The sequence below is a fragment of the Azospirillum sp. B4 genome (assembly GCF_000333275.1).
GTDB lineage: Bacteria > Pseudomonadota > Alphaproteobacteria > Azospirillales > Azospirillaceae > Nitrospirillum.
This window is the reverse complement of the sequence record NZ_BACU01000480.1, coordinates 1-8408: the sequence shown is the minus strand read 5'-3', so window position 1 is coordinate 8408 and position 8408 is coordinate 1. Positions and strand designations below refer to the sequence as shown.

General features: G+C 68.5%; 8 protein-coding genes. All 8 read right to left on the bottom strand.

The features are described from left to right. A partial coding sequence (locus I55_RS20735; RefSeq protein WP_044562492.1) for a TIM-barrel domain-containing protein occupies positions 1-1444 on the bottom strand: 1444 nt, incomplete at its 3' end. Between the two features lie 23 nt (positions 1445-1467). Further along, complete coding sequence (locus I55_RS33340; RefSeq protein ID WP_049974351.1) at positions 1468-1830, bottom strand: hypothetical protein; 363 nt, start codon at positions 1828-1830, stop codon at positions 1468-1470. Then, complete coding sequence (locus I55_RS20730) at positions 1743-3896, bottom strand: glycoside hydrolase family 2 TIM barrel-domain containing protein (protein ID WP_049974350.1); 2154 nt, start codon at positions 3894-3896, stop codon at positions 1743-1745. The genes I55_RS33340 and I55_RS20730 overlap by 88 nt, the downstream gene beginning before the upstream one ends. Positions 3897-4107: 211 nt before the next feature. Continuing rightward, positions 4108-4665 carry a hypothetical protein gene (locus I55_RS20725; protein WP_044562489.1) on the bottom strand — a complete coding sequence of 186 codons (558 nt, stop codon included), beginning with the start codon at positions 4663-4665 and terminating at the stop codon, positions 4108-4110. 157 nt (positions 4666-4822) lie between these two features. After that, complete coding sequence (locus I55_RS20720) at positions 4823-5611, bottom strand: CBS domain-containing protein (RefSeq protein ID WP_064742525.1); 789 nt, start codon at positions 5609-5611, stop codon at positions 4823-4825. A gap of 86 nt (positions 5612-5697) precedes the next feature. Beyond that, positions 5698-6264 (bottom strand): PTS sugar transporter subunit IIA, encoded by a 567-nt coding sequence (locus I55_RS20715; RefSeq protein WP_199902665.1) that lies wholly within the window; start codon positions 6262-6264, stop codon positions 5698-5700. 143 nt (positions 6265-6407) lie between these two features. Then, positions 6408-7109: a response regulator gene (locus I55_RS20710; protein ID WP_044562488.1), complete on the bottom strand. Its 702-nt coding sequence runs from the start codon at positions 7107-7109 to the stop codon at positions 6408-6410. A 9-nt stretch (positions 7110-7118) separates the two neighbouring features. Beyond that, positions 7119-8408, bottom strand: a 1290-nt coding sequence (locus I55_RS20705) for an ATP-binding protein (protein ID WP_044562487.1), incomplete at its 5' end; no start/stop codon positions are given.

Below are 8408 nucleotides of genomic sequence, written 5' to 3'. Positions count from 1 at the left end.
AGAAATTGAGCGCGGCCGGTATCTGCTTGGCCAGCGTCTCCCAACTGGCATGGGTGTCGCCCGACCAGGTGATCACCCCGTTGCGCTGCTGGCCGGCGTAGGCGGAGCGGGACAAGATGAACACCCGCTTCCCCGGCTGGTCCCGCCGCATGCCGTCATGGACGCCGCCGGTGTGCAGCAGGGGGAAACTGTTGTTGACGACGATGCCGGGGCCGGCGGCCGTCGACTGCTCCCGCATCTCGCCGGTCTTCCCGCCCAGTTCCGCCTCGTCCCCGTCCAGCCACCAGCCATCGAACCCCAGGACGCCCAGGTTCCGCATGATCTGGGACCAATAGATTTCCCGGCCCTTCGGGCTCCAGGCGTCGTACCAGCGGCCAAAACCAACCGGGTAGACGTTGTTGAAGGCGTCCGGGAAGGCGGCGCCGGCCTGGTCCAGTTCCGCCAAGTTGGCGGTGCCTAGGTCGAAGCGCGGCCACACCGAGATGATGGTGTGGACATGCAGGTCGTGGATCGCCCCCACCATGGCCTTGGGGTCGGGATAGCGCGCCGCGTCGAACCGGTGGCTGCCCCACTGGCCGGCCTCCCAGTACTGCCAGTCCTGCACCACGGCATCGATGGGCACGCCCATGTCCCGATAGCGGCGCGGAATGGCGACCAGTTCATCCTGGGTGCTGTAATGTTCCTTGGACTGCCACATGCCCCAGGTCCAGCGGGCCATCAGGGGGACGTCCCCGGTGAGCGCGCGATAGCCGGCGATCACCCCATCCAACTGCGGTCCCAGGATGAAGTGATAGTCGATGCCGGGCCCGGCCTCCGACCGGATGCCCAGCGGTGATGCGCCGGTGGCGACGTCGACATCGGTGACGGAGGCGTTGTTCCACAGCAGGCCAAAGCCCTTGGGCGACACGAACATGGGTATGCCCACGTCGGTGTTGGCCTGCTGCAGGTGGATGGTGTGGCCAGCGTAATCCAGCAATCCGTTCTGGTGCTGGCCCAGTCCGTAAACCGGTGTCGCGGTCTTGAACCATTGGGTGGCCCCCACCCCGGCGTCCCGCTCCCCCTCCTCCAGAAGGACATGGTCCTTGGCGTCCAGGAAGGTCACCGCCGCCGTCGCCTTGGCGACGCGGACATGAAGCCGCGCGGTGGTCAGCACATAGGCGTCGGCCGTCTCCCCCACCTGGAAGGCGACAGTCCCGGGATGGCTGATAACGGCCGGATTGTAATTGCCGCGATAGCCCGGCGTCCCGAACCGGACCTGGATGATGCCGTCCAGCCATGGCTCGATCGTCAGGACGCCCCGTTCGGTGCGCAGCGCCAACGCGCCGGCGTCCTCCAGCTTCCCCACCACTGTGTCGGCCCCGGCCACCGGGGAAAGGGCCAGCACCATGCCGACAACGGGCAGGAGAAGGCGCCAGGACAGGGGATTCCTTACCGGTGAGCGCATGGGTCGTCCCTCTCGTTGTTGTTTTACGGGGATGTCGCATCCAGCGTGACCCGCCGCGCGGGCAGCCCCGCGACGTCAATGTCGACGGTGATGGCACCCGCCCGCGTCCCAGCCTGGATGGCCAGGACGGCGCGGCCATGGAAGGTGCGCCGCTGGCCGGACTGGAAGCTGCCGGCGTCATGGGGGTCGCCGTTGCCCAGGCCGGCCAGCGCGCCGGCACCGGCCACCCGGACGGTCACCAGGCGGTCGGCCTCTTGCGCATAGACCGGCGTTCCGCCGGCGTCGGTCAGGTCCACCGTCAGGTAGGCAAGGTCCTGGCCGTTGGCCCGCACCGTCGCCCGGTCCAGGGACAGCCGCGCCTGGGCCGGCGCGCCGGCGGTGCGCAACTCCCACCGCCCTGCGGGTTGGCCGTCGCGATAGCCCACGGCGACCAGGCGGCCGGGCGCGTAGGGAACCTGAACGTCGCCTTGTATTCGCTGTCCACGCCCACCGCGCGGGGGCCCAGGCTCCGGTCGTTCAGGAAAAGCTCCACCTCTGGAAACTCGGAATAGACCACCACCTCCAGCGGCTTGCCCTCCTGCCCCGGCCAGGTCCAGCTGGGATGCACGTCATCCAGCGACCAGTCCAGGTGCGGTGGCTGGATGGGGAAGTAATGGCGGTCCGGCAAATCCTCGGTCCCCGCCGGCTGGCGCACGAAGGCGGAAATGGGGTCGACGCCCGTCTTCCATAGCACCTCGCGGTAATAGGCCGCCGGCCGCTTGCGTCCCGTGGCGTCGATCTCGCCACAATAGGCCAGGGTCCAGGGATAGGGGGCCAGCTGTTGCCAATCCTGGCTGTAGCCCATCCAGCCGATACCCGCCTCGCCGATGTAATCCACCGCCGTCCAGACGAAATCGCCGATGACCCACGGCATGGTTTCCACCGGCCGCCAATACTGGAAGGCGTCCTTGGGCGTGGATTCCGTGGTCAGCATGACCCGGTCCGGGAACTGGACATGGTCGGGGCCGAACAGATGGGCGCGGTAGTTGTAGCCGGCCACGTCCAGCACCGCGAACTGGCGGGCGTTGTCCGGCCCGTCGATGCTGACCGCCTGCGTCACCGGCCGGGTGGGGTCTAGGCGGCGCACCCGGTCGGCCAGCCGCCGTCCCGTCTCCGCGCCCTGCTGAGTGCCCTGCTCCGGTATCTCATTGCCGATGCTCCAGAACAACACGCTGGGATGGTTGCGGCCGCTGACCACCAGGCTGTCAAGGTCCGCCGCCCAGTCGGTCGCGAAGAAACGGGCATAGTCCTGGGCGCGCTTGGGCTTGTCCCAGGCGTCGAAGGCCTCATCGATCACCAGCATGCCCAGGGCGTCGGCGGCATCCAAGGTGGCCTGGCTGGCCGGGTTGTGGGCGCTGCGGATGGCGTTGTAGCCGGCGGCCTTCATCAGCGCCACCTTGCGCGCGTCCGCGTCGGGCAGGCCGGCGGCGCCGATCATGTAGTTGTCGTGATGAATGTTGCCGCCCTTCAGCACCACCTTCTGGCCGTTGATGCGCAGGCCCTGGCGCGCATCGACGGTAATGGTGCGGATGCCGAAGCGGGTGCGCCGCTCATCCTTCAGCACACCGGCCACCCGCACCTGCTGCACCAGGGTGTAAAGGTTGGGCGCATCCGGCGACCACAGCGCCGGTTGGTTCACAGCCAGCGACTGGTCCCAATCCACCCGGCCGTTGGCCGCCAACGGTCGCGTCTGCCGGGCCTGGGCGACCACGGCGCCGTCGGCCGCCACCACCTGGGACAGCAGCTCAACCGTCGCCGCGCGCGCCGACTGGTTCGTCACCGCCGACCGCACCGCGACCTGCCCTCGCTGCGCCGTGGCCACCGGGGTGGTGATGGCCGTGCCGTCCGGATCGAGATGGACGGGGTCCAGGATGTCAAGGCTGACGGGGCGGATCAGGCCGGTGCCGGCGTACCAGCGCGACGACGGGTCGGGATGGTTGACCCGGACGGCGATGACATTGTCGCCGGCATGCACCTTGCCGGTCAGATCCAGGGTGAAAGCGGTGTAGCCATCGTGGTGCCGGGCGAGAGGCTGGCCGTTGAGCCAGATATCGGCATCCATGTAGACGGCTTCAAACGTCAGGCGAACAACGCGCGCCGCCTGCGTGGCGTCCAGAATGATATGCCGCCGGTACCAGGCCTGGCCCCCCGGCAGGTAACCGGAATCCTGGCCCGCGACCGCCCGCGCGTCGAACGGCGGCGTGCCATCGGGACGATCGTCGATGGCCGCGTCATGGGGGACGGTGACCTGCCGCCAATCCCTGTCATCGAACGCCACGGCCTCGGCTCCCGCGACCTCGCCCCGGTGGACCCGCCAGCCGGACGCCAAAGGCATTCGCTCCGCCGCCGCGGTGGTGGACAGGACGGCAAGGATCGCCGTCAGCGCCAGGACATGGCCGCAGCTTCGTGGCATCAAACTCTTCCCCCTGAGGGCCGCGTCTGTCACGTCGCGCCCTTGTTTATTCTCGCACCCACGCCATCGCGGCCGCCCAAGCGCCTCCGGGCGGGATCACACCGGGTGATAGCGCTAACATCCGCACCCATTTGTCGGAGTAATCAGCTTAATGTCAACAGGGCACGGCGGACGGGGGACCGGTCCTGGCCCCCCGCGTCCGCCGCACGGGTCACGGCAGATAGGCCTGATTGTCCCGCATCTGCTTCAGCATGTCCTTGCCGGCGTCGTTCACCGCCTGCCCGAAGGCGCCGTACATCATGTCAAAGGTGGCGCGGGCGATGCGGCCGCCGGGGTCGGTCTTCTCCGGCGGTATCCAGGGGTATTCACCGCCGTCCTCCTTCCCGGTCTTCGGATTGACCAGGGATACCAGATGCATGGTCTGGACATAGCCATGGTCGGTCATGTCCTTGGTCTGGGCCAGGAGGTACAGGGTGGGACCGGTCAGGCTGCCGCCCGGGAAGCTGGACATGAAGCGCTGGCGATCAACCGTTTGGGTGCCGTCCGCGCTCAACTTCCCATACAACGCGTCGGCAGCGTCCTTGCCGCCCTGGCCGGACGCGACGGCGGCCTCCACCTCTTTGGCACTCAGGACGCCATCCTTGTCGGTGTCGCTGATAGCGAAAATCTGGTTCAGCGCCGATTGCACAAGGGCGGTACTGTTATCCGGCGGCATCAGGTGGTTGTTGCCGACGCTGGTGCCGCGGTCGACTGTTGGAATGCTGGTCATCACGCTCCCCATTATCCATCAGCGGGTGATGACCGGCAAATATGCAACTTTTAAGCCAGAGCGAAGCCCTTGATTCGGCGGCTATCCCCCTGCAGGCGGCACCGGCAATGAAGGTGCCGCCGGTCACTTCTTGCCGGGCCTCCCGGCGAAAGCTGCCTCACGCCACGAAAGCGTTGTCCACGCCGGCCCAGCCGGGCAGGCCTTCGGCCACCACCAGATGGTCATGCACCGCGCGCACGCCAGGGCCATTCTCCGCCACCACGCGGAAGGCCTGGGCCACACGGGCGTCGTAGACGGCGCCGGTCAGGGTGACCACGCCGTTCTCCACCGCCACGTCCACCCGGCTGTCGGCCCACCAGCGCTTGTCGGCCAGTTCCACCAGCAGGCGGTAGCGGATCTCCGCGTCCAGAAGCGGCGGTTCCTCCGCCCCCGCGGTGCCCACGTCCAGGGTCCGCAGCAGGGCGCGCACCACGTCGGCGCGGCTGACCACACCGGCCAGGTGGCCATGGGCCAGCACCGGCAGGCGCTTTACCTTGTGGCGGTCCATCAATGCCACGGCGACGGCGACGTCGTCGTCCACGTCCACGGTCAGGACGTCACGCGTCATCACCTCATCCACGCGGCGGCCGTGCACCTTGCTGTACTGGTCGGCCTGGTCGCCGGGGGTGGTGAACAGCTTCTGCCACCAGGTGATGTGGACCTCGGTCCCCGTCTCCACCCGGCGCAGCAGGTCGCCTTCGGTCAGGACGCCGACCACGCGGACGCCACCGCCATCCTCGGCGGGGTCGTCCTCCACCACCGGCAGGCCGCTGATGCGGTTGCGCACCATCAGGCGCAGGGCGTCGACCAGCGGTGTCTCGGGGCGTACGGTCAGGACGCCGGGCGTCATGATCTGGCGCACGGCGGTAGGGGCGAGGAAATCGGTCTTGGGAGCGGGCGCGGTCATGGCGGCATCCTCCGTTTGGGATGCCGCCATCATCGCGCGACAGGACGGACGCGTCCTTGATACGGGTCAATTCACCCGGGGAACGATCAACAGGCGGCGCCGGCATCCAGGATGGGTGCCACCAGGGCGTGCAGCGATAGGGCGTCCGGGGCGGCGCGCAGGGCGGCGGCCAGGCCGGGGGTGCGCAAGGCGCGGCTGATGCGGGCCAGGGCCTGCAAATGGGCGTTGCCGCAATGGACAGGGGTAAGCAGGCCGAAGACCAGGTCCACGGGCGCGCCGTCGATGGCCTCGAACTCCACCGGCTTGGCCAGGCGGATGAAGGCGCCGATGGGGCGGCTGATGCTTGTGAAGCGGGCGTGGGGAATGGCGATGCCGGCGCCCACGCCGGTGGAGCCCAGGGCCTCCCGCGCGCGCAGATCGTCCAGCACGGCGCCGACGTCCAGGCCACCGGCGGCGGCGATGCGCAGCGCGACTTCCTTCAGGACGGCGTCCTTGGTCGCCACCGTGAGGCCCAGCCCCACGGAGGACGGGGCCAGCGACGACGCGGCGGCGCCGGAAGGGACTGACGACGGATCGGATGCGATCGACGCCATGACGTCAGCGACCTTGGGGGCGGCGAAGGCCGGCCGGGTTGCCGCGCTGGAGCGGAGCATGAAAACAACCGTACTGGTGACCGATCGCCGTCAAATAAGCGATCTTGGGCCCTTTGGGAAGGGTGATCTGCGGCAGCATAGCGCACCCGCCTTGCCGGTATGGGCGCCCACGCCCGATTCGTTTCAATAAGAATCCTGCTGAATCAGAGGGATTCATCATTAATCACCAAGCGGTAGCCGATGCCCGGTTCCGTCTGAATGATTCCCGGCGCGTTGGGATCGCTTTCGATCTTCTGGCGCAGCATGCGGACGTAGACCCGCAAGTACTGCACCTCGTCTTCCTTGGCCGGCCCCCAGACTTCCTTGAGGATTTGGCGGTGGGTCAGAATCTTGCCAGCGTGCGCGGCCAGATAGCGCAAGAGATCGAACTCCGTGGGCGAGAGGTGCAGCTTCTCCCCCGCCCGGCTGACATGCCGGTTGACCAGGTCGATCTCCAGCCCGCCGGCGCTCACCACCGACCGGCCGCCCTGCTGCTGCACGGCATGGCGCAGGGCGGCACGGATGCGGGCCATCAGTTCGCCGGTGCCGAAGGGCTTGGTGACATAGTCGTCGGCCCCCAGATCCAGCGCCGCCACCTTGTCGTCCTCCTGGTCCCGGCTGGACAGGATGATGATGGGCGTGGGCCGCTCCGCCTTCAACCGGCCCACCAGATCCAGGCCGTCGCCATCGGGCAGACCCAGGTCCAGCAGGATCAGGTCCACGCCCGGCAGGCGCGCTTGCGCCAGCCCCTCCTGCGCCGTCGCCGCCTCCACCACGGTCCAGCCCTGGGGCGTGAGCACGGCGCGCAGCAGGCGGCGGATGGCCACCTCGTCCTCGATCACCAGGATGCGATGGGGTTTGGTCATGCTCTCAGTCTACTCCAACATCCAGGCGTCAAGCGCGTCATCGGTCGGCAGCGTCAGCTCGAACACCGCGCCTGTCCTGTCAGGACGGTTGGCGGCCTTGATGGTGCCCCCCAGGGCGGTCATAAAGCCACGGCAGATGGCCAGGCCCAGGCCTGTGCCGGCCTGGCGGTGGTCCCGCGCCTCCACCCGGTAGAACTTGTCGAAGATGCGTTCCAGGCTGTCGGGCGGAATGCCCACGCCCTCATCCAACACGCGGATGACGACATGGTTGTGCCGCCGCGCCGCCGACACCGTCACCCGCGCCTCGGGCGCCGAATACTTGGCGGCATTGTCCAGCAGGTTGAACAGCACCTGTTCCAGCAGCAGGTAGTCGGTGCGCACCAGGGGCAGGTCGGGCGCCAGGTCCAGCGTCAGCGGCCGCGCGGCCAGGATGGGCTTGGCCCGCTGGGTGGCGGTGTGCACCACGTCCACCAGATCCGTCGGTTCACGGCGGATGTCCAACCCCGCCTCCAGCCGGGTCATGTCCAGCAGGTTGCGCACGAAGCGGCCCATGCGCTCCGCCTCCACCAGCAGGTCGCCGGTCAACTGGGCGCGGGTGGCGGGCTCCAGCCCCTCCCCCTCGTTCCTGAGGGTGGTGGCGGTGCCGATGATGGCGGCCAGCGGCGTGCGCAGGTCGTGCGACAGGGACGTGAGCATGGCGGAGCGCAAACGCTCCGTCTCCCCCTCCAGCCGGGCCTTGTCGATGTCCTGAACCAGCTTCACGCGCTCGATGGCCACGGCCGCCTGGTCCATGATGGCGTCCAGCAGGCGACGCTGGTCGGGCGTCAGGATGGGGCCGGGGTCGTCGGTGTCCACACCCACCACCGCCACCACACCCCGTTCCGTCCGCACCGGCAGGAACAGGCGCTGGGTACCCGGCAGCGTGGGGGCCCCCCTTCCCGCCGGCTTGGCGTTGTCATAGGCCCACCGGGCGGCGGCCAGATCCATCTCCCCCACCTGGTCCTCCGGCGGATAGCCCGCGCGCACCTCCAGCGCCCCATGGTCGTCCGGCATCAGCAGGATGACGCGGACCTTCAGCAGCAGGGCAACCTGGTGGGTGGTGGCCCACAGCAGATCCTCCATCTCGCCGATGCCGGCCAACTTGCGCGCGAAGGAGAACATCTGCGCCGTGATGCGGGCGCGGTTGGCGGCGATGGTCGCCTGCTCCCGCACCCGGGCCGTCAGGCGGCTGGTGAAGACGGCGACGATGGTGAAGAACACCAGCGCCACCACGTTGGACGGATCGCGGATGGTGAAGGT

Excerpts from the sequence above, each read along its gene's own strand:
- I55_RS20730 (WP_049974350.1), bottom strand. The coding sequence starts at position 3,896 with ATGCCACGAAGCTGCGGCCATGTCCTGGCGCTGACGGCGATCCTTGCC.
- I55_RS20725 (WP_044562489.1), bottom strand. The coding sequence starts at position 4,665 with ATGACCAGCATTCCAACAGTCGACCGCGGCACCAGCGTCGGCAACAAC.
- I55_RS20720 (WP_064742525.1), bottom strand. The coding sequence starts at position 5,611 with ATGACCGCGCCCGCTCCCAAGACCGATTTCCTCGCCCCTACCGCCGTG.
- I55_RS20715 (WP_199902665.1), bottom strand. The coding sequence starts at position 6,264 with ATGCTCCGCTCCAGCGCGGCAACCCGGCCGGCCTTCGCCGCCCCCAAG.
- I55_RS20710 (WP_044562488.1), bottom strand. The coding sequence starts at position 7,109 with ATGACCAAACCCCATCGCATCCTGGTGATCGAGGACGAGGTGGCCATC.